Genomic DNA, 23,604 nt, shown 5'->3' with positions numbered 1-23,604 from the left:
GGGGGTGCGGAAGTACGGGACCGGTCAGCGGCCCCAGACGGTTTCGGCGACGCGCCGTACGTTGCCCCCGGCCAGCTTGGCCACGTCCGCTTCGGAGTAGCCGCGGTCGAACAGCCACCGGATCATGTTGCCGACGGCCTCCGCGGGGTTCTCACAGCCCCGTACGTACTCGACCTCCTCGTGCGGCGGCAGCTCGGGGGCCTTGCCGTCGTGCGCGTCGTCCTTGCCGAAGAGCGGGGCGAACGTCCGGTGCCAGGCCGTGTGATCGCCGAAGTTGGTGTCCGGTCCGAAGGCCACATGGTCGATGCCGACCAGATCGATACAGCGCTCGATGTGCTCCATCACCGAGTCCAGATCGTGCCGCGGGTGCCGGGCGGTCATGGTCGTGTGCGGCGCCGCCTCGACGCCGATGAACCCGCCGGACCCGGCGCAGGCCCGGATCACATCGTCGGGCTTCATCCGCGGGGTCGGCCACAGCGCCCGGGACCCGGCATGGGTGATCACCACGGGGGCGGTGGAGCGGCGCACGGCGTCCAGGGCCGTCGCGTCCCCGCTGTGCGAGACATCGACGATGATCCCGAGGTCGTTCATCCGGCGCAGCGCCCGCCGGCCGAGCAGGGTCAGACCGGTGTCCCCGGCGTCGGCGAGCCCCGAACCCAGCTGGTTGCTCTCGCTGTAGACCAGGCCGAGCAGCCGTACGCCCAGACCGTAGAGCAGATCGAGCCGGTCGACGTCATTGCCGATGGGGGAGGCGGACTCCAGGGTCAGCACCACCCCCACCTGGTGGCCGGCCCGCGCCCGGTCGGCGTCCTCGAGGGTGCGGACGGGCGCCACCAGCCGCTGATGGGCGAGGTCCGCCTGGCGCATGGCCAGGTCGCTGACCGCGTCGTCCCAGTCCCAGGGGGCATGGGAGCGGATCATGCTCACTGCGGCCGGGCCGCCGTCGAAGAACAGGTCGACCCCCGAGTGGGCGATGCCCTCGTAGGGGATCGACTCCCGGCCCTGGCGGCGGTACGCGGCGAAGTCGCCCGGATCCGCGGGGCGCAGCGAGAGATGGTCATGGGCGGAGATCACCAGATGGCACTCCTCGAAGTCCCGCGCGCGGACCTCGACGTCCTCGCTCCACTCCAGCGCGGCCCCGGGGACCCGCCCGAGCGCGGGCGCCAGCTCGAAGGCGCGGTAGTCCTCCCCGGCCGCCAGGTACTGGTACGAGCGGTAGGAGTCCCACAGCTTCAGGCGCCGGGCGGTCTTGGCGGGCAGGGGGAGTTCGGTGCTCATGGGCTGACCTTCGACAGGAACATGCGGGTGCGGTCGTGTGAGGGAGCGCGCAGCAGCGCGTCCGGGGTGCCCTCCTCGACGATCCGGCCGTCGTCCATGAAGACGATCCGGTCGGCCACATCGGCGGCGAAGCGCATCTCGTGGGTGACGACGACCAGCGTCATGCCGTCGCGGGCCAGGTCCTTGATGACGCTGAGGACCTCCTGCACCATCTCGGGGTCCAGGGCGGAGGTCGGCTCGTCGAAGAGCATCACCTTGGGGCGCATCGCCAGGGCGCGGGCGATGGCCACCCGCTGCTGCTGGCCGCCGGAGAGCTTGTCCGGATAGCTGTCCAGCTTGTGGGCGAGCCCCACCCGGGTCATCAGCTCCACGGCCCGCGCGTCGGCCGCGGCCTTGGAGAGCCCGAGCACCCGGCGCGGGGCCTCCACGATGTTCTCGCGGGCGGTGAGGTGCGGGAACAGATTGAAGCTCTGGAACACCATGCCCATCGCCGAGCGCTGGGCGGCCAGCTCCCGGGCGCCGAGGTCATGCAGGGTGCGCCCGCGCAGCTGATAGCCGATCACGCTGCCGTCGACCACCACCACGCCCTGGTCGGGCACTTCGAGGTGGTTGACACAGCGCAGCAGTGTGCTCTTCCCGGATCCGGAGGGACCGATCAGGCAGACCGTCTCACCTCGGTGGATATCCAGGGAGATGCCGTGCAGCACCTCGGTGCCGCGGAACGACTTGCGGATCCCACGCAGGGAGACGATGGCCTGCGATTCCATTTGCGATGCCGCGGTCATACCGAGTGCTCGATCCTCTTCACTTTCCCGACCTTGTCGGCCGAAATCAGGGTGTGTCGTCCCAGACGTCGTTCCAGGCGCTGCTGAAGAAGAGTAATGGCGCCAGTGATGATCATGTACCAAATGGCGGCCACGATCAACAGTGGAACGGTCTGGAAGTTCTTGGCGTAAATCAGCTGGACCGAGTAGAGCAGGTCGGCCAGGGTGATCACGCTGACCAGGGAGGTGGCCTTGAGGAGAGATATCAGCTCATTTCCCATCGGGGGGACGATCACCCGCAGTGCCTGGGGGAGGGTGATGCGGAAGAAGATCTGAGTCGGCGTCAATCCCAGTGCGGACGCCGCCTGACGCTGTCCATCGGGCACAGCCAGCAGCCCGGATCGGATCAACTCCGCGATGTAGGCGGTCTCGTGGAGGGTCAGGCCGATGATCGCGGCGGTCAGCGGGCCGATGACGCTGTTCGAATCGAAGGTGACGAAACGCGGCCCCCAGGGAATGCCGAGGGACAGCGTCGGAAAGAGGGCCGCGAGGTTGTACCAGAAAAGCAGCTGCACCAGCATCGGAATGGAGCGGAAAACCCAGATGAAGGCGGCCGCGACCATGGACATGAGCCGGGAATTGCCCATGCGCATCAAGGCGACCACGGTGCCGCACACCAAGGAGAGCACCATGGTCGCCGCAGTCATTCCAATACTGACCCCGATGCCCTTCATCACCCGGATCTCGAAGAAGTATTTGCCGACGGTTTCCCATTCGAAACGGGGGTTGGTGAATATCGTGGTCACCGCCATCGCGGCCAGTACCAGCACGATCGCATTGGCTACCAGAAGTCCGGGACGCCGTCGCTTCGCGCGTTTGAGCACGGACGGCTCAGGTAGTGCATCGACGTTCAGGACTTTGGTCATGGCATGCCTTCGGACGGTCGGGTCGCGGCAGAATTACCGCATCCTAAAACCGCACCCACGGGTGCCCGGCAACAGTTGACACAGAACGGTCAACCGTAAACGGGGGAATGCGTCCGTCCGCCCGGAGCGGCCGGGCGGACGGACGGGCACGCCGTGGCGGAGGGCGCCTCCGCCGGGCCTACAGCCCCTTTTCGAACGGGAGCGGACCGATGCTCTCCGGATCGGCCGAGACATCGAACAGCGGGGTGTAGCCGGTGGCCAGATACAGCCCGCGCGCCTCCGGCTGGCGGGGCCCGGTGGTGAGGTAGATCCGGCGGTAGCCGCGCTCGGCGGCCGACCGCTCCAGCTCCGCCACCACCCGGCGGGCCAGCCCGCGCCGCCGGTGGCCCGAGTGCGTCCAGATCCGCTTGAGCTCCGCCGTGCGCTCGTCGTACCGCCGGTACGCGCCCCCGGCGACCGGCTCACCGCCGTCCAGCAGCAGGAGCAGCTCCCCGTGCGGCGGGGCGAACTCCTCGGCCGGATAGCGGTTCAGCTCACCGTCGGCCGCCCTGCCGTAGCGAGTGGCGTACTCATGCGCCAGCTCGCGCAGCAGCGGCTCGACCCGCGGGTCGTCCACGGTCACCCGGACCACCGTCAGCTGTGCCTGGGCCTGTGCCTGTGGCTGTGGCTGCGGCTCGACCACGGAGGTCATCAGCGCACCGCCGCGAGGGTCTGCGGGCCCCGGGCCGCGCGCTCGGCGTCCCGCTTGGCGACCTCTTCGCGGACGATCGGGATGACATGGCGGCCGAAGTCGATCGCGTCGCCCAGCAGGTCGTAGCCGCGCGCGGAGAGGATGTCCACGCCCAGGTCGTAGTAGTCCAGCAGCGCCTGCGCCACCGTCTCCGGCGTGCCCACCAGGGCGTTGGAGTTGCCCGCGCCACCGGTGGCGGCGGCGGTCGGGGTCCACAGTGCCCGGTCGTAGCGCTCGCCCGCCTCGGCGATGGAGATCAGCCGCTGAGAACCGGTGTTTTGAGGAGACGCGGCCTCCGGGGCGCCCCTGCGGTGGTGGCGCACGGTCGTCGCCTCGCCCCGCTCCTTGCGGGCGCGGATGGCGTCCACCGTGCGGTGCGCCTTCTCCCAGGCCAGCTCCTCGGTCGGGGCGATGATCGGCCGGAACGCCACCTGGATCCTCGGCACGTCGCTCCGCCCGGCCGCGGCGGCGGCCGCCTTCACCGCCGCGATCTGCTCGGCGGTCCGCTCCAGCGGCTCGCCCCACAGGCAGTAGATGTCGGCCTCGGCTCCACCGGCCGCGTAGGCCGCGGGGGAGGAGCCGCCGAAGGAGACCCCCGGGCGCGGCCGCTGGACCGGGAAGACGTCGCTGACGAAGTCGTGGAAGCGGTAGTGCTCGCCCTCGTGGTCGAAGGGCTCATGGGTGGTCCAGATCTTCTTCACGATCCGTATGTACTCGCGGGTGCGCGCGTAGCGCTCGTCCTTGGTGAGGGTGTCGCCCTCACGCCGCTGCTCGTGGTCGTTGCCGCCGGTGATGAAGTGCACCGTCAGCCGGCCGTCGCTGATCCGGTCGAGGGTGGCGAACGTCTTGGCGGCGTACGTCGGATAGGAGACGTTGGGCCGGTGGGCCAGCAGGAGCTGGAGCCGGTCCAGCCTGGCGGCGATGTACGCGGCGGCGGGCGCGGGATCGGGCGAGCCGGAGCCGTAGGCGAACAGCACCCGGTCCCAGCCGTGGTCCTCATGGGCCCGGGCGAGCCGCAGGGTGTACTCCTTGTCGAAGGCCGCGCCGGAGCGCGGCCCGGTCTCGGAGGCGTCGTTGGTGGCGGCGATGCCGAGGAACTCCACGGGCATGGGGTGACCTTTCGGAAGGCGGAGAAGCCGAGGAAGGTGAGAAAGCGGGAAGCGCCACGGACCCGGAAAGCGGCGTTGGCCTACCGGGGGTGATGGCGCGTCAGGCTCGGGAAACGACGGGCGAGGGGCCCGGGATGGATCAGAGGAGGGCGGCCGGTCGGACGGCTCGCTGCCGGGTCAGCCGGAACAGGAGGCGGACCACACCCGACCGAAGTCGATGTGGTCGCGGGTGACCAGGGGCAGCTCAGTCCTCACTCGCATCATTCAGCACCGCGTGGGCCGATCCGTCAACCGCTGTCCACATGATGGCCCCTATGCGCCGCCGTCACGGCAAAGCCGCCCGTATCCCCCTCGCCGTGGTGTGGGCGAGCGGGGATACGGGCGGCTGCGAAAGTCGCCTGGGCCGCGGCCTGAGGGTGTCCGGCGGATCATGGCGCCCGCGGCGGGCTGCTCCGCTCACCGCCCCGGGGCCGGGCCCCGGGATCCAGGGGCGCGGCCCCTGTCACGCGGCGGACCTCCGTGGGCCCTCTTTCAGCGGCCCGCCACCGGCTGCGGTGTGCCGGGCCGCTCCGAGGTGGCCGTGAGCCGGTCCGGACCGCGGCCCGGCAGCAGCGCGGCGACCGCGAGCGCCACCAGCGCGGCGCCGCCGCCGATCGCGAAGGCGGTGCGGAAGCCGTCCAGGGATGGGAGCTCGACGGGCCCGAACGCGGTGGTCATATGGGCGAGGACGACGCCGACCACCGCACTGGCGGTCGAGGTGCCGATGGACCGCATCAGGGTGTTGAGCCCGTTGGCCGCGCCCGTCTCGGACACCGGCACCGCCGACATGATCAGCGCGGGCATGGCGGAGTACGCGAGGCCGATCCCGGCGCCGATCACACACGAGATGACCACGATCTGCCACACGGCGTCCATCAGGAAGATGCCCATGCCGTAGCCGACGGCGATCACCCCGGCGCCGAGCATCAGCGATGTCTTGGGGCCCGAGGTGGCCGTGATCCGCGCGGACAGCGGGGAGATCGCCATCATCACCAGACCCGACGGGCCCAGGCACAGACCGGCGGTCATCATCGACTGGCCCAGTCCGTAGCCGGTGGCCTCGGGCATCTGGAGCAGCTGCGGCAGCACCAGAGACATCCCGAACATCGCGAAGCCGATGACGATGGAGGCCAGATTGGTCAGCAGCACCTGACGGCGCATGGTGGTGCGCAGATCCACCAGTGGCCCGCTCACCCGCAGCTCCCACCGGCTCCACAGCAGCAGTACGACCACCGCCGCGGCGAACAGCCCGGTGGTGACACCGCTGGCCCAGCCCCAGTCGGCGCCCTTGGAGATGGCCAGCAGCAGACAGAGCAGCCCGGCCGACAGCCCGAGGGCGCCCACCAGGTCGAACCGCCCGCCGCCGCGTACCGGGGACTCCGGTACGACCGCCAGCACCAGCGCGATCACCACCGCGCCCAGGCTCGCCGAGACCCAGAACAGCACATGCCAGTCGGCGTGTTCGGCCAGCGCCGCGGCGCCGGGCAGGCCGAGGGCGCCGCCGACGCCCAGCGAGGAGCTCATCAGGGCCATCGCCGAGCCGAGCCGTTCGGCGGGCAGTTCATCGCGCATGATGCTGATGCCCAGCGGGATCACACCCGCGGAGAAGCCCTGGAGCGCACGGCCGACGATCATCGGCGCGAGCGTGTCGGAGAGCGCGCACACCACCGATCCGACCACCAGCATCGCCAGGCTGAGCAGCAGCGTCCGCCGCTTGCCGTACATGTCGCCGAGCCGGCCCAGCACCGGGGTGGCCACGGCGCCGGCGAGCAGGGTGGCGGTGATCGCCCAGGAGGCGTCCGAGGCCGAGGTGTGCAGCAGCTCCGGAAGGTCCGGGACCAGCGGCACCACCAGGGTCTGCATCAGGGAGACGACGATCCCGCCGAACGCCAGGACGGCGACCACTGGGCCGGAGCGCGGCGGGTGGGCGGTCATCGCCGTTTCGGGGGCATCGGGGGTCGGAGGTGAGGAAGTCACGGTGGTCCTTCGTCGGGGCATGGCCGATTCACATCAGTGCGGCAGCAGTGTCGCACAATTTTGTGTAACTGGTACGTCAAATATGGCCGCCCCGGTCGCCGGTCGGTTCCTCGGCCATGTCGCGGTAGATCTCCCGCAGTTCACGCTTGAGGATCTTGCCGCTGGGATTCTTCGGCAGCGCCCCGGTGAGCCGGACGAACTTGGGAACCTTGAACCCAGCGAGCCGCTCCCGGCAGTGCGTGAGGATCTGCTCCGCCGTCACCTCATGGCCCGGTTTGGCCACCACCACCGCGGTCACCGCCTCGATCCAGTACGGATGCGGCACCCCGAACACCGCGACCTCCGCGACCGCCGGATGGGTGTGGACGGCCTCTTCCACCTCGCGCCCCGAGACGTTCTCCCCACCGGTGTTGACCATGTCCTTCTTGCGGTCGACGATCGTCAGGCACCCCTCCTCGTCCAGCACGCCCAGATCGCCGCTGTGGAACCAGCCGCCGCGGAACGCCTCCGCGGTGCGCTCCGGGTCCCGCCAGTAGCCGAGCATGGTGTGCGGGCCCCGGTGGACGATCTCGCCGACCGTGCCCGGCTCCACCGGCCGGTCCGCCTCGTCCACCACCCGCGTCTCGACGTTCAGCGCGGCCCGCCCCGCCGAACCGGCCTTGCGCTCCTGGTCGGCCGGGCCCAGCACGGTCGCGATCGGGGACATCTCGGTCTGCCCGTAGAAGTTGTAGAGCGCCAGCCCCGGCAGCCGCCGGCGCAGCTCCGCCAGCACCGCCACCGGCATCGGCGCCGCCCCGTAGTACCCCTTCCGCAGCGACGACAGATCGCGGCCGTCGAACTCCGGGTGGCGCAGCAGCGCGATCCACACCGTGGGCGGGGCGAACAGCTTGGTCACCCGCTCGGCCTCGATCGTGGCCAGCAGCGTCGCCGGGTCCGGGCCCGGCAGCACCAGACAGGTGGCGCCCAGCTGGATGTCGGGGGTGAGGAAGGCGTGCAGCTGGGCGCAGTGGTAGAGCGGCAGCGCATGGATCTCGACATCGTCGGCCGACATCCCGCCGTCCACGATCGCCGTCTGATACTGCGCGATCAGATTGCGGCTCGTCATGATCGCGCCCTTGGGCCGCGACTCGGTCCCCGAGGTGTACATCAGCTGCACCGGATCGTCGTCCTCAAGGGCGGGATCGGGGACCGGATGCCCCCGCTCCGCGCCCAGCGCGGCGAAGTCCTCCCACCCGGCGCGCCCGCCTCCCAGCGCCGCGCGGAGCGCGATCCGGGGCGGTGCGGCCTCGGCCAGCGCACCCTCGGCGACATCCAGCAGATCCGTGCCCGCGATGATCCCGACCGCTCCCGAATGGTCCAGTACATACGCCACTTCGGACGTGGTCAGCATGAAGTTGACCGGCACCGACACCGCGCCCAGCCGGGCCAGCGCGAAGTACGCCACCACGAAGCCGTGGGAGTTGCGGGCGAGGAGCACCACCCGATCGCCCTGGGCGAGGCCCCGCGCGGCCAGGGCCCCGGCCGTCCGGCTCACCAGCGCGTCCAGGTCGGCGTAGGTCTGGCGCAGCGGTCCTTCGCCGACCGCCGTCCTGGCGGGCAGCCGGGCCGCGGTGCGGGCCAGCAGATCGGCGATGCCGTGGCGGCGGGCGCGCACGATGTCCACGGGCAGGTCGGATGCGGTCATCGTCAGGTCTCCCGGGGGCTCGGACGGGCCGGACAGGGCGTCACGCTGGCACGGCGCGGGGCGGCGTTCAAGGCCCCGGACGGCCGTGAGGTCCGAAGTGTCGGCGGCCACGAGGTTCACGGCGCCGGACGGCCACGAGCGGCGCCCGAGCGACCTTGCGTAGCCTTGGGGCCACGACGGGGGCGAGCGAAGGGACACCGGATGGCCGGAACCGCGGAGGGGACCGTCCGCAGAGGACGTGGGCGCCCGCCCCGTCTGTCGCGCGAGCAGATCGTCCGCAGCGCCGCGGAGCTCGCGGTCCGCGAGCCGGAGACCGCGCTGACCGTCAAGAGGGTCGCCGAAGCGGTCGGCTCCGCCCCCATGGCGCTCTACCGCTACTTCCCCGACCGCGACGACCTCCTCCAGGCCGTGGCCGACCGCGTCCTGGCCGAGGCCCAGCACAGGGACCCGCCGGGGGACACCTGGCAGGAGCGGTTGCGGGCCTGGATGCACAACAGCCGCGACTATCTGCTGCCCTACCGCCAGCTGCTCCCCTATATGGCCGCCACCCAGCAGCCCGCCCGGATCTCCTCCCTGGTGACCATCACCCGGATGCTGCGCCCCCTGAAGCTGACCGAGGACGATCTCGCGCTGGCCGTGACCCTCATCGGCTCCACCGTCATCGGCCACGCGGTCTACGAGACCCACCGCGGCCCGGTCTCAGCCCGCAAGCTGGACGCCCTGAGCGAGGCGCTGGCCCTCTACCCCCCGGACGAGCGGGAGGTGGTGGCCCCGCTGCTGGCGCGGCTGCCGCGGGCGCACAGCAGGCTGTACGACGTGGTGGTGGACCGTACGGTGGCCGTCGTCGAGGCGCTGGCGGCGGAATGACCCGCCCCGGGGCAGCGCGCCCCGGAACGGGTCATCACCGGTGGCCGGGCCGTGCGGCTAGCCGGTGCACTCCATGGACGCCGGGTCCGCCGCGTCGCGGATCAGCGCCTGATGGGCCTGGCGCAGCCGCTTCACATCGGGCTTGATCTCCTTGCGGTCATAGGTGAGCAGCCCATTGAGCTCGCCCTCCACATCCGTGATCTGGGTGTAGACGGCCCCGCTGCTGCCGTTGCACGCGACCAGCCCGCGCACCTTGTCCAGCAGCTTCAGATACTCGTCGGTGTACTGGTCCTTGTCCACGCCGACATAGGTGTGCTGCACCGGCCAGGCGTGCCCCGGTATGGCCAGGCCAAGACCGCCGTACTCGCCGGTGACCCCCGCCCGTGAGGCGTCCGGGCGCGGATCACCCGGGCCGGGGTAGGCATGGATGTCCGCGAGGTCGCCGTTGCCGGTGTCGTTCCAGCCGCTGGCGCCGTTGATGAGCCGGCTGGGGTCCCAGCCCTTCGCGAGCGCCGGTACCTTCGGGCCGCCGTACTGGCCCCAGCCCTCGTTGAAGGTCACCCACATGACGATCGACGGACTGCTGACGTGCTGGTCGATCATCCGCTTCATCTCGTGCTCGTACTGCGCCTGAGCCTTCTCGGACGGGGTGACCGTGTTCATGGCGGGCATGTCCTGCCACACCATCAGGCCCAGCCGGTCGGCCCAGTAGTACCAGCGGTCGGGCTCGACCTTGATGTGCTTGCGCACCGAGTTGAAGCCCATGCTCTTGTGCATCTTCAGGTCGTACGCCAGGGCCTCGTCGGTCGGCGCGGTGTGCAGGCCGTCGGGCCAGAACCCCTGGTCGAGGGTGGCCATGGAGAAGATCGGCTTCCCGTTGAGCACGGTGCGCCGCTTGCCGTCCACCTCCTTGACGGCGATGCTCCGCATGCCGAAGTAGCTCTCCACCCGGTCCGCCGAGGCGCCCCGCCCGACCGTCACCTTCAGCTGGTACAGATGCGGATCGTCGGGGGACCACAGATGCGGGGAGGGCACGGGGACGGTCAGCGGCTTTCCGGTGCGCCCGGTGGCGGTGCCGACCACGCGCCCCCCGTCGTAGGCGGTCGCGGTGACCGGGACGCCGTCCCGCACCCCGCGGACCTCGGTGGTGAGGGCCTTACCGGGGACGTCCGGGGTGAGCTTGAGGGTGTCCACGTGGTCGGTGGCGACCGGTTCCATCCAGACGGTCTGCCAGATCCCGGAGGAGGGGGTGTAGAAGATGCCGCTCGGGTCGAGGCGCTGCTTGCCCATCGGCGGGTTCTCGCCGTCGGCCGCGTCCGTCGGGTCGTAGACGCCGACGATCAGCTCCTGGGTGCGGCCCGGCCGCAGGGCGTCGGTGACATCGGCGCTGAACCGGTCGTAGCCGCCGCGGTGGTCGGCCACCCGGCTGCCGTTCACATACACCTCGGCCTGCCAGTCGACGGCGTCGAAGTTCAGCCGCAACCGCTTGTCCTGGCCGACCTTCCAGTCGGCCGGGACGGTGAAGGTCCGCCGGTACCACATGCGGTCCTCGTGGCGCTCCACCCCGGAGAGCTTGGACTCCACCGGATACGGCACCAGGATCCGCTCCTTGAGCTTCTGCCCGACCGGGGGCTTCTGGCCCTCCTTGGCGGCGGCGAACTCCCAGCTGCCGTTGAGATTGCGCCACTGGTCGCGGGTCAGCTGGGGGCGCGGGTACTCGGGGTGGGCGTTGTCCGGGCCGACGTCCTTGGCCCAGGGCGTGCTCAGCTGATACGTCGACTTGTTGCCACCGAAGGACACATACGGGTCGATGGCGCCGTCGCCGTCCTCGAGGCCGCCCTCGCCGTCGTAGCGCACGATGGCCTCGCCGCCGCGGCCGACCACCGGCTCCTTCAGGGAGAGCAGCAGCCGGGACGGATCGGCAGCGTCCAGCCGGGCGCGCCCGAGCGGCCACTGCGCGCCGCCGATGACGGCGGACAGATGCGACGTCAGATCGGCCGGGGGAGTGGTCAGGGGCCGGGCGAAGTCCAGCAGCAGCGTCCGGCCGTCGGGCTGGACGGCGCCGGCCACCGGGCCGTCGTAGTCGAAGTCGGCGGGCAGCCGGAAGGCGGACGCGGGCACGGGCGCCTTGGCCGCGCCCGGCGGGGTCCAGGCCAGGTGGAAGTTGGAGCCGCCGTAGTGCTCGAAGTACTCGACCTTGATGTCATACGCCTTGCCCGCGGTGAGCTCGACGGGCTGGGAGGTCTGCTCCTTGTCCCAGTCGTCCACCCAGTGGTCGATGACCGGTTTGCCGTCGATCCACAGCCGGAAGCCGTTGTCGGCGGTGATCGAGAAGGTGTGCGCACCGGAGCGCTCCGGTGTGATCTGGCCGGTCCAGCGGACGCTGACGTCGTCGGACCGTCCGGTGGTGGCCTGCAGCCGCGGCTCCAGATTGCCGAAGTCGAGGGCGGGGTCGAGGCTGGTGGCCTTCAGCTCGTGGAAGTCGAAGGCCCCCGGGGCGGACTGGAGGTAGTAGTCGCCGCGGAGGCCATGGACGATCGAGGGGTCGTCGGAGCGGGTGTCGGCCGCGGCCGGACCGGGAGCGGTCAGCAGACCGAGCGCGCCAAGCGCCAAGGTCACGGTCGCGACCACGGATCTGGCGAAAGATGAACGAAAACGCACATGTCCTCCTTGCTGGAACAGCTTTTCGGCTGCTGCTGGGACAAGTGGGGCGCCGCCATTGCGCCATCTCCAACAGAACCTGTCAATAGTGAACGCAAGGCAACAGCCCGGCTGTTGGGTACTGAGCCTTGACGGGAATGCGCTTTCTTCCTAGCGTGCTTGTTCATAGATGTGACCAATATTCAACAAGCTGCACTGAGGAGGCCCGTGATGGGGCGACGGATCGTGGTGTCGGGCGGCGGTACCGGCATAGGACTGGCGACCGCGGAGACCTTCGCCGCCGAAGGCGACCGGGTGGTCATCCTCGGACGCCGCGCCGAGGTGCTGCGCGCCGCGGCGGACAAGCTCAACGCCGCCCACGGCGCCGACCTGGTCACCTGGACCAGCGCGGACCTCAGCGACCCGGAGCAGACCCGGCGGGCCGCCGAGTTCATCACCGCGGACGGTGGGGTCGATGTCGTCGTCACCAACGCCGGTGGCAATGTCGCGCCCTCCAACGACGGCACCCTCGAGGGCATCGCCGGTCAGTACCAGCGGAACTTCGAGGCCAACGTGCTGACCGCCGTGCTGCTCACCGAGGCGCTGCTGCCCCACCTCACCCGGCCCGGCGGCCGGATCGTCCACCTGTCCTCGGTCGCGTCGCTGCGCGGCCCGGGGTCGTACGGCGGCACCAAGGCCGCGCTGCACACCTACACCTTCGAGCTGGCCAGGCGGCTCGGCCCGGAGGGCGCCACCGCCAACGCGGTGGCGCCCGGCTATGTCGAGGACACCGAGTTCTTCGGCGAGCGCGGCACCCCCGAGTTCATCGCCCAGCAGATCGGGCAGACGCTCACCGGGCAGCCCGGGACGCCCGTCGAGATCGCGGCCGCCATCCGCTATCTGGCCTCCCCGGAGGCCGCGTATGTCACCGGTCAGGTGCTGCACATCAACGGCGGGGCGCAGTACGGCCGCTGACCCGGCCTCACCCCGCGCCGGGGGCGGGGAATCGGAAGCGCGCCAGGGCCGTACGGCCCTGGAGCAAGGGCCGCGCAGCCCTGCCGCCGCGTTCCGGCCATGGTCCACTCTGGTCCTCCACACAGGTGGGGGAAGACGGACGGACGGCCGCACCGAAGGAGTCAGCTCGCTGACTCCAAACCATCTTCGGGTGCGGCCGCCCGTCCGTCCTGCGTTATTCACCACGCACCAACGCAAGGGGGGACTCATGTCCGCACACACCGTCCGCATCGGCGCGGCGCTCGCCGCCGGCTGTGCGATCGCCCTGCTATACCCGGCCGCACCCGCCGGGGCCGCGGGCTCCGTACACCTTTCCAAGATCTACTACGACTCGCCCGGCACGGACAACCGGAGCAACTCCAGCCTCAACGGCGAGTACGTCCAGATCAAGAACTCCACCTCGCGCGGGGTCAGCCTCAAGGGCTGGGTGCTCGTCGACTCGAGCAACCACAAGTACACCTTCCCCGGCTACACCCTCGGCGCGGGCAGGACGGTGACCGTCCGGACCGGCTCCGGCGCCGACACCTCGGCCACCAAGTACCAGGACCGCCGGGCGTATGTCTGGAACAACGACCGCGACAAGGCCACCCTCCGCAAGACCGGCGGCTCCACGGTCGACACCTGCTCGTACAACAACAGCCGGGTCGACTACACGAACTGCTGAGCGCGCGCCGCGCGCCGCGCGGGGGCGCGGCGCAGCCGGTGAAGTCCTCCGGCCCGGACCACAATGGTGGTGTCGAGGAGGAGAGCCGGTGAGCGGCCGTGTCGGACTGGGTGTGGGAGTACGAGGGCTACGAGCCCGGCGAGGAGCGGTTGCGGGAGTCGCTGTGCACGCTCGGCAACGGCTATGTCGCCACCCGGGGCGCGGCCCCCGAGACGGCCGCCGATGACATCCACTACCCGGGCACCTATGTGGCGGGCTGCTACAACCGGCTGACCTCGGTGGTCGGCGGGCGCCAGGTCGAGAACGAGGACATGGTCAACCTGCCGAACTGGCTGCCGCTGCGCTACCGCGTCCGCGACCCGGACCGGTCCGCGGGCCCCGGCGGCTGGCTCACCCCCGACGGGGACGAGCTCACCGGCTACCGGCAGACCCTCGACCTCCGGCACGGCACCCTCATGCGGCGGCTGCGGTTCACCCACGGCCACGGCCGGGTGCTCCACGTCGAGCAGCAGCGCCTCGTCCACATGGGGGATCCGCATCTGGCGGCCCTGCGCACCACCTTCCGGGCCGAGGGCTGGTCCGGCACCGTCGAGCTGGAGTCGGGGCTCGACGGTGCCGTGGCCAACACCGGCGTGGCCCGCTACGACGCGCTGGCCGGCCGCCATCTCGTCGACCATCGCACCGGTGCCGCGGGCCCCGACACCGTATGGCTGAGCTGCCGCACCACCAGCTCCGAGGTGCGCGTGGCCATGGCCGCGCGCACCCTGGCCGTACGCGGCGGAACGCCCACCGGCACCGGGCAGCGGCTCACCCACGGCGCGGCGATGCGCACCCTGGCCGTGCCGCTCGCGCCGGACGCCCCCGCCACCGTCGAGAAGACCGTGGCGCTGTACACCTCCAAGGACCCCGCGATCAGCGATCCGGCCCAGGCCGCCCTCGACGGGGTGGCCCGGGCGCCGGAGTTCGGGAAGCTGCTCGCCTCCCACCGCACCGCATGGGAACACCTGTGGCGCGAGGCGGCGTTGGAGGTCTCCGGCGCGCCGGGCCACATCCTGCGGCTGCACCTGTTCCACATCCTCCAGACGCTCTCCCCGCACACCGCGGAGCTGGACGTGGGCGTCCCCGCCCGGGGCCTGCACGGCGAGGCGTACCGCGGCCATGTCTTCTGGGACGAGCTGTTCGTGCTGCCGTATCTGAACCTCCACTTCCCCGAGGTGTCCCGGGCCCTGCTGCACTACCGCCACCGGCGGCTGGCCCAGGCGTGCCGCGCCGCCGCGGACGCCGGTCGGGCCGGGGCGATGTACCCCTGGCAGAGCGGCAGCGACGGGCGCGAGGAGACCCAGACCCTGCATCTGAACCCGCGCTCCAGCCGCTGGCTGCCGGACAACTCCCGGTTGCAGCACCATGTGGGCTCGGCGGTGGCGTACAACGTGTGGCAGTACTGCCAGGCCAGCGGCGACACCGAGTTCCTGCACACCAAGGGCGCGGAGATGCTGTTGCAGATCGCCCGCTTCTGGGCGGACACGGCCGTTCTCGATCCGGAGCGGGGGCGGTACCGCATCCGCGGGGTGGTCGGGCCCGATGAGTACCACGACGGCTATCCCGGCGCCGTCCGTCCCGGGATCGACGACAACGCGTACACCAACGTCACCGCCGCCTGGGTGCTGGACCGGGCCCTGGAGCTGGCCCGCACCCTGCCCGAGCCGCGCCGCCGCGCGCTGTTCGAGCGGGTGGGCCTGGACCGCGCGGAGCCGGAGCGCTGGGAGGACGTCTCACGGCGGCTGCTGGTCCCCTTCCACCAGGGCGTCATCAGCCAGTTCGACGGCTACGGGGAGCTGGTCGAGCTCGACTGGGACGGCTACCGCGCCCGCTACGACGACATCCGCCGGATGGACCGGATCCTGGAGTCCGAGGGCGACTCCGTCAACCGTTACCAGGTCTCCAAACAGGCCGACGCGCTGATGCTCGGCTATCTCTTCGGCCCCGCCGAACTGGCCGGCCTCTTCCGGCGGCTCGGCTACGCCCTGGACGACGACATCTGGCGGGACACCGTGGAGTACTACCTGCCCCGGACCAGCCACGGCTCGACCCTCAGCGAGCTGGTGCACGGCTGGGTGCTGACGCGGGCGCGCCGGGCCGAGGCATGGCGGTACTGCCAGGAGGCGCTGCTCGGCGATGTGGCGGACGTCCAGGGCGGCACCACCGGCGAGGGCATCCACCTCGGCGCCATGGGCGGCACCCTCGATCTGGTGCAGCGCGGGCTGACCGGTCTTGAGACCCGTGAGGACGCCCTGTGGCTGGACCCGGTGCCGCTGCCCGAGCCGTCCGGGCTGTCCGAGTTCCGGTTCTCGATGCGCTACCGCGGCCACTGGGGCGTCGCCCTGCGGGTGCGGTCCGGGCGGCTGTGGATCAGCGTGCCGGACTCGGAGGAGCGCCCGATCGAGGTGCGGCTCGCCGACCGTTCGCTGACCGTGGCCCCGGGCGAGTCCCACTGGGTTCCGCTGCCGCCGGGCTGAACTCGCCTTCCCGCCCAGCCGGTTGCCCGTCGGCCCGCTCAGCCGATGCCGGGGACCACCATCGCCAGCCAGACGACCGGCGGCACCGCCACCACCATGATCCCGCCGTAGATCATCAGTTGCCGGAAGAACCGGTCCCGGTCCACGTCCGGCGCGTTGGCCAGCACCAGCGCACCGTTGGTGGAGAAGGGGCTGACGTCGACGACGGTCGCCGACACCGCGAGGGCCGCGATCATCCCCACCGCCCCGATGTCGCCCTGGGCGAGGAAGGGGACGGCGAGCGGGATCAGCGCGCCCATGATGCCCACCGAGGAGGCGAAGGCGGAGACGATCGCGCCGATGTAGCAGAGCAGCAGGGCGGCGAGCAGCGGAATCCCGATGTCGCTGACCTCTTTGCCCGCGTAGTCGATGGTGCCCATCTCGTCCAGCACCCCGACATAGGTGAGCACACCGCAGATCAGCAGCACGGTGGGCCAGGTGACCTCGTTCACCGCCTTCTTGCCGTGGTCCGGCCAGAAGACGCTCAGGGCCACGGCGAGGCTGATCGAGGTGAGCCCGGCGTCCAGATCGAAGGCGAGCACCGCGACCACCAGCGCCACCAGTGCGGCCAGCGTGGCGATACGGGCGGGGGTGAGACGGCCCTCCGCGTCGGCCGGTGCCTCCTCCGCCCCGTCTTCCCGCTTCTCATCGGCTGCGACGGCGGTCCTGGGGAGCTTCAGCCCGCCGCAGACGACGAAGACGACGGCGGCGATGATCAGGTTGACCACCAGGCTCGCGAGGAACAGCGTGATCTCGTTGCCGGGGAGCTTCTCCCGGTCCACGATGCCGTTGACGATCGATCCGTAGATGCTGATCGGGGAGAAGCCACCGCCCTGGGAGCCGTGCACCACCATGGCGCCCATCAGCAGCGGGCTGATCTGGTACCGCGCGGCGAAGGAGAGCGCGAGAGGGGCGACGATCGCCACCGCCGCCGGGCTCACCGCCCCGATCGCGGTGAGCGCCCCGCTGATCGCGAACATCACCCACGGGATCAGCGCGACCCGCCCGCCCACCAGCCGGATCGAGGCGTGCACCAGCCAGTCGGTGGTGCCGTTGGCCCGGGCGAGGGCGAACAGATACGTCACCCCCACGAGCACGACGAACAGATCGCCCGGGAACCCGGCGAAGATATGGTCCGCGCTGAAGTCGGCGACCAGCTCGCCCACGCCGAAGGCGGCGGCGAAGGACAGGGCGCCCATGTTGATCGAACGGGTGGTGGCGATGACGAAGACCACCACCAGCACGAGTATCGAGATCAATTCGTCGGACATCGAGCGCTCCCGTCACGGGGACCCGGTCGGCGGACCGGGGACGGTCGGACCAAGTGGCCTGCTGGCTGACTCACGTTGAGGGCCCGGTGGTTCGGCCGTCAAGACATCGGTGGCAGATTGGCTCAGCCAATTGACCATTGCTCCACCGGACCGCACAACCACCACACCGCCCGGCCACCCGGTGCTACGCTGCGAATCGGGTCCATCACAAACCGCGATGGGGGGAGCCCGTATGGTCGAGGACGCGCTGCGCCCGATGAACCGTCAGCGCTTGTACGAGCAGGTGCTGGAGAGACTGCGCACCTACGTCGAGGAGGGCGGCCTGAAGGCGGGCGACCGGTTGCCCACCGAGCGCGAGCTGGCCCAGCGCCTCGGCATCAGTCGCGCCTCGGTCAAGCAGGCCATCGTCGTCCTCGAGGTGCAGGGGCTCGTCGAGGTGCGCCAGGGCGGCGGGATGTGCCTGCTGCGCGACAGCCTCGACACCGAGCCCGTCGAGCGGCTGGTGGAGCGCCGCCGCCGGCTGCCCGATGTGCTCGACGCCCGCGAGGCGTTGGAGACCAAGCTGGCCGAACTCGCCGCCGAGCGCCGCACCGACGACGACCTCATCGCCCTCCAGCGGGCCCTGCACTGGATGGAGGACGAGATCGAGTCCGACCGCCACGGCGTCGAGGGCGACCGCCGCTTCCACGCCGCCGTCACCGCCGCCGCGCACAGCCCGCTGCTCGCCGAGTTCATGCGCTCGATCGCCGACCAGATCGCCGAGAGCCGCGAGGAGTCGCTGCGCCAGCCCGGCCGCCCCAGGCGTTCACTCGCCCAGCACCAGCGCATCCTGGACGCCATCGCCGAGCGCCGCCCCAAGGCCGCCGCCGCGGCCATGCGCCGCCATGTCCGCACGGTCGCCCAGGTCCGGCTGCTCAACTGGAATCCGGACGAAGCCCCTTGAGTCCGCGGCGGCCTCCTGCCCGACCTCCTGCCCGACCGTGACCGATCACGGCTTTGGTCTGGACTTTCCCCGGTGGCTCGCTAGGCTCTGCGCGATCGACACGTGAAAGCGCTCTCACCTGCTGAGCAGAAGGGGAACTTCCATGAGACGGAAGCCCGTTGTCCGTGCCGGACTGTCCGCACTCCTCGTTCTCGGCGCCCTCTCGGGCGCCGGCGGGGCCTTCTCGACCGCCGCCGCGGCATCCGGCGCCGACGCCCCCGCGGCGAAGCCCGCCGCCGCGCCGGCGCCGTCCGCCACCCTCGTCCGCGCGCTCGGCCGGGACCTCGGCCTGACCGCGGACCAGGCGCGGGAACGGCTGGGCCAGGAGGCCGCCGCCATGCGGCTGGAGCCCAAGGCCAAGCGCGCCGCGGGCGCCTCCTACGGCGGCTCGTGGTTCGACACGGGCAGCGGGAAGCTGGTGGTCGGCGTCACCAGCGCCGAGCGGGCCGCGTCGGTACGGGCCACGGGCGCCACCACCCGGGTCGTCAAGCACAGCGCCGACGCGCTCGACGCGGCCAAGGCGCGGCTGGACGAGAAGGCCCGGAAGCAGGCCGCCCCGTCCGGGGTGAGCAGCTGGAGCACCGACCCCCGCGCGGGCGCCGTCGTGATCCGGGTCCGGCAGGGGAGCGAGGGCGACGCCGCCGTGCGCGCGTTCCTCCGTGAGGCGAAGCGCTCGGCCTCCGTCCCGGTCACCGTCGAGAAGGCCCCCGCCCAGGCGCCGACGACCTTCGCCGCAGGCACGGTCGGCGGCGACCCGTACTACACCGGCAACGTCCGCTGCTCCATAGGCTTCTCGGTGCAGGGCGGCTTCGTCACGGCCGGGCACTGCGGCCAGGCGGGGGGCTCCGTCAGCGGCTGGGACGGCTCGTACATCGGCAACTTCCAGGGCTCCTCCTTCCCCGGCAACGACTACGCCTACGTCAGCGTCGGCAGCGGCTGGTGGACCGTGCCGGTGGTACTCGGCTGGGGCACCGTCCCCGACCAGCTGGTCCGCGGCTCCGCCGAGGCCCCGGTCGGCGCCTCCATCTGCCGGTCCGGCTCCACCACCCACTGGCGCTGCGGCACGGTCCTGGCCAAGAACGAGACCGTGAACTACAGCCAGGGCGCGGTGTACCAGATGACCAAGACCAGTGTGTGTGCCGAGGGCGGCGACTCCGGCGGCTCGTTCATCAGCGGCGACCAGGCCCAGGGTGTGACCTCGGGCGGCTGGGGCAACTGCTCCAGCGGCGGCGAGACCTGGTACCAGCCGGTCAACGAGATCCTGTCGGTGTACGGCCTGCGGCTGCACACCGCCTGACGGGGCGACCAGGCGACGGGGCGACAAGGCGACGGGGCGGGCCCGGCGGCCCGCCCCGTCGTGTCGCTCCGGCGGCTACCCCGGGCGGTACGCCGACAGCCGGTGCGGGTCGTAGCCGGGGATGGTGCCATCGGCCTTGGCGACCAGGAACAGCCCGGCCATGCCCATGTCGGAGTGGCTCTGCACATGGCAGTGGTACATCCAGGCGCCCGCGCCGACGTTCTCCCCGGCGATCACCTGGAAGCCGAAGGAGTCGGCGGGCCCGGTGATCTTGTTGTCGATGACCCGGCTCACATCGTCCGGGCCCTCCAGCAGCCCGGTGCGGTTGTCCGCCCACCGGTGCCCGTGCATATGGAAGGTGTGGTAGTACTCGCCGTGGGTGATCATGATGATCTCGACGCGGTCGCCCACCGTGGCCCGGAACTCGGGGGCGTCATGCCCCGCCTTGTTGTTGATCGTCATGTCGTTGAAGACGATCGTGAACTGCTTGTCCGGCAGGATGTCGCCCGCCCGCCGCACCACCACCGGCCCGTACAGCCCCTTCCGGAGGCCGCCGGTGCCGTGCGGGGTGCCCACCGCGTGGTCGTGGTAGTGCCAGTAGCCCGCGCTGCCCGGCCGCCAGGTGCCGTCGGCGCGCTTGCCCGGGGCGTGGGTGCGCCAGGTGTAGGTGCGGGTGCCGCCCGGCTCCACGGCGCTGCGGTTGAGCTGGGTGCCGTCGCTGGCGACGTCGTAGTCCAGGCCGTGCACATGGAGGCTGGCCGTGACGTCCATGGTGTTCTCGAACTCGATGTGCAGGGTGTCGCCCTCGGTCAGCTCGATCAGCGGACCGGGGATGCCGGCCTTGCCCTTCTCGAGCCCGTAACCCATCTGACCGTCCGGCAGCTTCTCCGCGTACAGCTTGAGATGGCGGACCGTACCGCCCGCGGCCGCCGTTCTGACCCCGCCGGACGAGGCCTTCGGCGCCTTCGCGGCGGCGGGGGAGGTGAGGGCCAGCGGTCCGACGGCCGCGGCGGCCGCGCCGCCGGTGAAGAGCCGTCTGCTGAGACCGCGTCTGGAGGTGGAGCCGGGTGCGTCGCTCATCGTTCTCCCAAATCGCTGTGGATCCCCTGCCGTTGACGATGCGCAGATGCCCCGGGGTGCTTTCACGGTAGCCGGGGGATGCCCGTTCATCCACACTCAGGACAAAGTTCGTTGAGTTGCGGTCATAGCTATTGGCGACTTGCGAAAAGCCGTCTAGCTTCCTTCAGCGGTGTTATCGGTACGTGAGAGGGATGGGTGACCAATGCGGGACATACCGTACCAAATGCCCTCAAAGAGGAGAGGGCTGGCAGTCGGTCGGCTGCGAAGGAGACGCGCGGGGGTGGCGGCACTGCTCTTCGGCGCCCTCACCGCGACCCTGCTCGGCGGGACCCCCGCCAGCGCCCGGCCCGAGGATCGTGCGCCACTCACGCTGCCGTCGCCGCCCGGCGGTGACAACGTCCGGGTCCTGGTGTTCCACGGTTCTGCCGGGGACGAGCCGGCCACGGTGAACGCGGGTATCGAGGCCATCGAGCGGATCGGCAACCAGGGCCCCGCGGCGACCCGGTTCACCGTCGACGCCACGGCCGACGCCTCGGTCTTCACGCGGCCCCGGCTCGGCAAGTACAACGCCGTGGTCTTCCTGACCGGTTCCGGCGATGTGCTCGACCCCGAGCAGGAGGCGGGGCTCGAGGCGTACATGGAGGCGGGCGGCGGCTTCCTCGGCATCCATGACGCGGCCCGCAACGAGCCGTACTCCGACTGGTTCAGCGGGCTGATCGGCGCCCGCCCGGCCACCACCAGCCCGGCCACCGCCCAGCGGGCCGTGGTGGAGGTCGGCGACCGCGTCCACCCGGCCACCAAGGAGCTGCCGCTGGAGTGGAAGCGCACCGACACCTGGACCAACTGGAAGGACAACCCCTCCGGCACCGTGCACACCGTGGCCCGGGTCCGCGAGTCCAGCTACCAGCCGGGCGCCGGCGCCAACGGCGCGGACCACCCGATCTCCTGGTGCCGTGACTACGACGGCGGCCGCTCCTTCTACACCGGTATGGGCGGCACGGTGTCCACCTTCCAGGAGACCGACTTCCGCGCCCATCTGCGTGGCGCGCTGCTGTGGACCACCCGGCTCTCCCGCGCCGACTGCAAGGCCACCATCAACGCGAACTACAAGGCCGAGCGCGTCACCAAGCCCAATCAGCCGGGCCAGTCCGACCAGATCGGCGAGCCGCACGGCCTCGTGGTCGCCAAGGACGGCCGGGTGCTGTACATCGGCCGGGGCGGCGGCGACAACAGCGCGCCCGTGGTCACCGACTGGAACGACCCGGACATCGGCAAGGGCCAGGGGCAGATCCATGTCTACGACCCGGCCACCGGCAAGGTGACGCTCGCGGGCGCCCTGACCGTCTTCGGCAACAAGGGCGGCGGCGATGAGCTGATCAAGGTCGAGGAGGGGCTGCTCGGCATCGAGCTGGACCCGGACTTCCTCACCAACGGCTGGGTGTATCTGCACTACACCCCGCACTCCCGGATCAACCGGGACACCCAGATGGCCGAGCGCCGCGTCTCCCGGTTCACCCTGGACCTGAAGACCAACAAGCTGGACCTGGGCTCGGAGAAGGTCCTGCTCTCCTGGCCGGTCCAGATCCACAGCTGCTGCCACGCGGGCGGTGGGATGAGCTGGGACTCCAAGGGCAATCTCTACATCGCCACCGGGGACAACAACTCCTCCCAGTTCAGCGACGGCTACTCGGGCAACAACCCACAGCCGAACTACAAGGGCGTCTCCTTCGCCGACGCCCGCCGCACCGCGGGCAACACCCACAACCTCAATGGCAAGATCCTGCGGATCCACCCCGAGGACGACGGCACCTACACCCTCCCCGAGGGCAATCTCTTCACCGGCAAGGAGCCCGACGAGGGCGGGGCTAAGACACGTGGCGAGATCTATGTGATGGGGGTGCGCAACCCGGCCCGGATCTTCGTGGACCAGAAGACCGACATCCTTTACGCGGGCTGGGTCGGCCCGGACGCGGGCGAGCCCAGCACCACCTGGGGCCCGGCCAAGTACGACACCTTCGCCGCCATCACCAAGGCGGGCAACCACGGCTGGCCGTTCTGCATGGGCAACAAGCAGCCCTACCGGGACCGCAATCTGCCCGATCCCACCAAGCCCCTGGGCTGGTACGACTGCGACCACCCCAAGAACGAGTCGCCCAACAACGACGGTCTGGTGAACCTGCCGCCCATCACCGCGAACACCATCTGGTACTCGCCCCAGGGCGGCGCCCCCGACTATCCGCGGGACGCGAACGGCATCCCCAGCTACCAGACGTCGGAGGCCAAGTACCTGCTGCCATGGCTCAAGGGCGGCGGCCAGGCCACCATGAACGGCCCGGTCTACCGTTACGACGCCACCAGCGACAGCACCACCAAGTGGCCCCAGTACTGGGACGGCAAGTGGTTCGTCGGCGACTTCTACGACGCCGACCAGCCGCGCCACGCGGTGCTGACCGACCCGAAGACCGTCGGCAAGGGCGGGCTGCCGGTGCATGCCGAGTCCCTCAAGAAGATCATCCCGGTGGGCGCCGACGGCATCCGCAACCTCATGGACTGGAAGTTCGCCCCGGACGGCTCGCTCTACGTCCTCGACTACGGGCGCGGCTTCTTCACCTCCGACTCCAAGTCGGCGCTGTGGCACATCACGTACAACGGCGGTGAGCCCACTCCGCTCGCCCAGGATCTGGCCAGGAAGGGGGAGTGACCGTGAAACGAAGGCGCCCCGAACCC

17 protein-coding genes are annotated in these 23,604 nt (G+C 70.8%); 7 read left to right on the top strand and 10 right to left on the bottom strand.

Going from position 1 to position 23,604, the window contains the following annotated elements; all coding sequences use genetic code 11:
* Positions 1–24: 24 nt before the first annotated feature.
* From ACMTAK_RS08695 to ACMTAK_RS08665, 7 genes are all read right to left on the bottom strand, one after another.
* Entirely contained in the window at positions 25–1,278 is a 1,254-nt protein-coding gene (locus ACMTAK_RS08695) for a dipeptidase (protein WP_413805651.1), read from the bottom strand.
* The gene (locus ACMTAK_RS08690) at positions 1,275–2,063 is read right to left on the bottom strand and encodes an amino acid ABC transporter ATP-binding protein (RefSeq protein WP_121825730.1); all 789 of its coding nucleotides are present in this window, start codon (positions 2,061–2,063) and stop codon (positions 1,275–1,277) included. The genes ACMTAK_RS08695 and ACMTAK_RS08690 overlap by 4 nt, the downstream gene beginning before the upstream one ends.
* Positions 2,060–2,968, bottom strand: a complete 909-nt coding sequence (locus ACMTAK_RS08685; RefSeq protein ID WP_413805650.1) for an amino acid ABC transporter permease — start codon at positions 2,966–2,968, stop codon at positions 2,060–2,062. The genes ACMTAK_RS08690 and ACMTAK_RS08685 overlap by 4 nt, the downstream gene beginning before the upstream one ends.
* A gap of 178 nt (positions 2,969–3,146) precedes the next feature.
* Complete coding sequence (locus ACMTAK_RS08680; RefSeq protein ID WP_413805649.1) at positions 3,147–3,659, bottom strand: GNAT family N-acetyltransferase; 513 nt, start codon at positions 3,657–3,659, stop codon at positions 3,147–3,149.
* Positions 3,659–4,807, bottom strand: coding sequence for an LLM class flavin-dependent oxidoreductase (locus ACMTAK_RS08675; protein WP_413805648.1), 1,149 nt, complete (start codon positions 4,805–4,807; stop codon positions 3,659–3,661). Before ACMTAK_RS08675 ends, ACMTAK_RS08680 begins: the two co-directional genes overlap by 1 nt.
* A 531-nt stretch (positions 4,808–5,338) precedes the next feature.
* Complete coding sequence (locus ACMTAK_RS08670) at positions 5,339–6,781, bottom strand: MFS transporter (RefSeq protein ID WP_413812830.1); 1,443 nt, start codon at positions 6,779–6,781, stop codon at positions 5,339–5,341.
* A 118-nt stretch (positions 6,782–6,899) separates the two neighbouring features.
* Complete coding sequence (locus ACMTAK_RS08665; protein WP_413805647.1) at positions 6,900–8,507, bottom strand: fatty acyl-CoA synthetase; 1,608 nt, start codon at positions 8,505–8,507, stop codon at positions 6,900–6,902.
* A 201-nt stretch (positions 8,508–8,708) separates the two neighbouring features.
* On the opposite strand from ACMTAK_RS08665, the gene ACMTAK_RS08660 reads away from it, so the two are divergent.
* A complete protein-coding gene (locus ACMTAK_RS08660) occupies positions 8,709–9,374 on the top strand; it encodes a TetR/AcrR family transcriptional regulator (RefSeq protein WP_413805646.1) in 666 nt (221 codons plus the stop codon).
* A gap of 57 nt (positions 9,375–9,431) precedes the next feature.
* On the opposite strand, the gene ACMTAK_RS08655 is transcribed toward ACMTAK_RS08660, so the two are convergent.
* A complete protein-coding gene (locus ACMTAK_RS08655) occupies positions 9,432–11,993 on the bottom strand; it encodes a PA14 domain-containing protein (RefSeq protein WP_413805645.1) in 2,562 nt (853 codons plus the stop codon).
* Positions 11,994–12,245: 252 nt separating this feature from the next.
* Here ACMTAK_RS08655 and ACMTAK_RS08650 point away from each other — a divergent pair, with 252 nt between their 5' ends.
* The 3 genes from ACMTAK_RS08650 (at position 12,246) to ACMTAK_RS08640 (ending at position 16,208) form a co-directional block, all read left to right on the top strand.
* Positions 12,246–12,989, top strand: a complete 744-nt coding sequence (locus ACMTAK_RS08650) for an SDR family NAD(P)-dependent oxidoreductase (RefSeq protein ID WP_413805644.1) — start codon at positions 12,246–12,248, stop codon at positions 12,987–12,989.
* Positions 12,990–13,236: 247 nt separating this feature from the next.
* Positions 13,237–13,692, top strand: coding sequence for a lamin tail domain-containing protein (locus ACMTAK_RS08645; protein ID WP_413805643.1), 456 nt, complete (start codon positions 13,237–13,239; stop codon positions 13,690–13,692).
* 98 nt (positions 13,693–13,790) lie between these two features.
* The gene (locus ACMTAK_RS08640; RefSeq protein WP_413805642.1) at positions 13,791–16,208 is read left to right on the top strand and encodes a glycoside hydrolase family 65 protein; all 2,418 of its coding nucleotides are present in this window, start codon (positions 13,791–13,793) and stop codon (positions 16,206–16,208) included.
* 38 nt (positions 16,209–16,246) lie between these two features.
* Here ACMTAK_RS08640 and ACMTAK_RS08635 read toward each other — a convergent pair whose 3' ends face one another.
* Positions 16,247–17,518 (bottom strand): SLC13 family permease, encoded by a 1,272-nt coding sequence (locus ACMTAK_RS08635; protein WP_413805641.1) that lies wholly within the window; start codon positions 17,516–17,518, stop codon positions 16,247–16,249.
* Positions 17,519–17,750: 232 nt separating this feature from the next.
* Between ACMTAK_RS08635 and ACMTAK_RS08630 the strand changes: the two genes are divergently transcribed.
* Together ACMTAK_RS08630 and ACMTAK_RS08625 are read left to right on the top strand one after the other, a co-directional pair.
* Entirely contained in the window at positions 17,751–18,461 is a 711-nt protein-coding gene (locus tag ACMTAK_RS08630) for a FadR/GntR family transcriptional regulator (protein ID WP_413805640.1), read from the top strand.
* 142 nt (positions 18,462–18,603) lie between these two features.
* Positions 18,604–19,797, top strand: a complete 1,194-nt coding sequence (locus tag ACMTAK_RS08625; protein WP_413805639.1) for a S1 family peptidase — start codon at positions 18,604–18,606, stop codon at positions 19,795–19,797.
* A gap of 75 nt (positions 19,798–19,872) precedes the next feature.
* Here the strand turns inward: ACMTAK_RS08625 and ACMTAK_RS08620 are convergent, their stop codons facing one another.
* The gene (locus tag ACMTAK_RS08620; protein ID WP_413805638.1) at positions 19,873–20,877 is read right to left on the bottom strand and encodes a multicopper oxidase domain-containing protein; all 1,005 of its coding nucleotides are present in this window, start codon (positions 20,875–20,877) and stop codon (positions 19,873–19,875) included.
* Positions 20,878–21,100: 223 nt separating this feature from the next.
* Between ACMTAK_RS08620 and ACMTAK_RS08615 the strand changes: the two genes are divergently transcribed.
* A complete protein-coding gene (locus ACMTAK_RS08615) occupies positions 21,101–23,578 on the top strand; it encodes a ThuA domain-containing protein (RefSeq protein ID WP_413805637.1) in 2,478 nt (825 codons plus the stop codon).
* The last annotated feature ends 26 nt before the right edge of the window (positions 23,579–23,604 follow it).

This window comes from Streptomyces lacaronensis, from assembly GCF_047337785.1.
Taxonomy (GTDB): domain Bacteria; phylum Actinomycetota; class Actinomycetes; order Streptomycetales; family Streptomycetaceae; genus Streptomyces; species Streptomyces lycopersici.
Note: the sequence above shows the minus strand (reverse complement) of the source record. Positions and strands in the feature narration are given on the sequence as shown.

Excerpts from the sequence above, each read along its gene's own strand:
- ACMTAK_RS08695 (WP_413805651.1), bottom strand. The coding sequence starts at position 1,278 with ATGAGCACCGAACTCCCCCTGCCCGCCAAGACCGCCCGGCGCCTGAAG.
- ACMTAK_RS08690 (WP_121825730.1), bottom strand. The coding sequence starts at position 2,063 with ATGACCGCGGCATCGCAAATGGAATCGCAGGCCATCGTCTCCCTGCGT.
- ACMTAK_RS08685 (WP_413805650.1), bottom strand. The coding sequence starts at position 2,968 with ATGACCAAAGTCCTGAACGTCGATGCACTACCTGAGCCGTCCGTGCTC.
- ACMTAK_RS08680 (WP_413805649.1), bottom strand. The coding sequence starts at position 3,659 with ATGACCTCCGTGGTCGAGCCGCAGCCACAGCCACAGGCACAGGCCCAG.
- ACMTAK_RS08675 (WP_413805648.1), bottom strand. The coding sequence starts at position 4,807 with ATGCCCGTGGAGTTCCTCGGCATCGCCGCCACCAACGACGCCTCCGAG.
- ACMTAK_RS08670 (WP_413812830.1), bottom strand. The coding sequence starts at position 6,781 with ATGACCGCCCACCCGCCGCGCTCCGGCCCAGTGGTCGCCGTCCTGGCG.
- ACMTAK_RS08665 (WP_413805647.1), bottom strand. The coding sequence starts at position 8,507 with ATGACCGCATCCGACCTGCCCGTGGACATCGTGCGCGCCCGCCGCCAC.
- ACMTAK_RS08660 (WP_413805646.1), top strand. The coding sequence starts at position 8,709 with ATGGCCGGAACCGCGGAGGGGACCGTCCGCAGAGGACGTGGGCGCCCG.
- ACMTAK_RS08650 (WP_413805644.1), top strand. The coding sequence starts at position 12,246 with ATGGGGCGACGGATCGTGGTGTCGGGCGGCGGTACCGGCATAGGACTG.
- ACMTAK_RS08645 (WP_413805643.1), top strand. The coding sequence starts at position 13,237 with ATGTCCGCACACACCGTCCGCATCGGCGCGGCGCTCGCCGCCGGCTGT.
- ACMTAK_RS08635 (WP_413805641.1), bottom strand. The coding sequence starts at position 17,518 with ATGTCCGACGAATTGATCTCGATACTCGTGCTGGTGGTGGTCTTCGTC.
- ACMTAK_RS08630 (WP_413805640.1), top strand. The coding sequence starts at position 17,751 with ATGGTCGAGGACGCGCTGCGCCCGATGAACCGTCAGCGCTTGTACGAG.
- ACMTAK_RS08625 (WP_413805639.1), top strand. The coding sequence starts at position 18,604 with ATGAGACGGAAGCCCGTTGTCCGTGCCGGACTGTCCGCACTCCTCGTT.
- ACMTAK_RS08620 (WP_413805638.1), bottom strand. The coding sequence starts at position 20,877 with ATGAGCGACGCACCCGGCTCCACCTCCAGACGCGGTCTCAGCAGACGG.
- ACMTAK_RS08615 (WP_413805637.1), top strand. The coding sequence starts at position 21,101 with ATGCCCTCAAAGAGGAGAGGGCTGGCAGTCGGTCGGCTGCGAAGGAGA.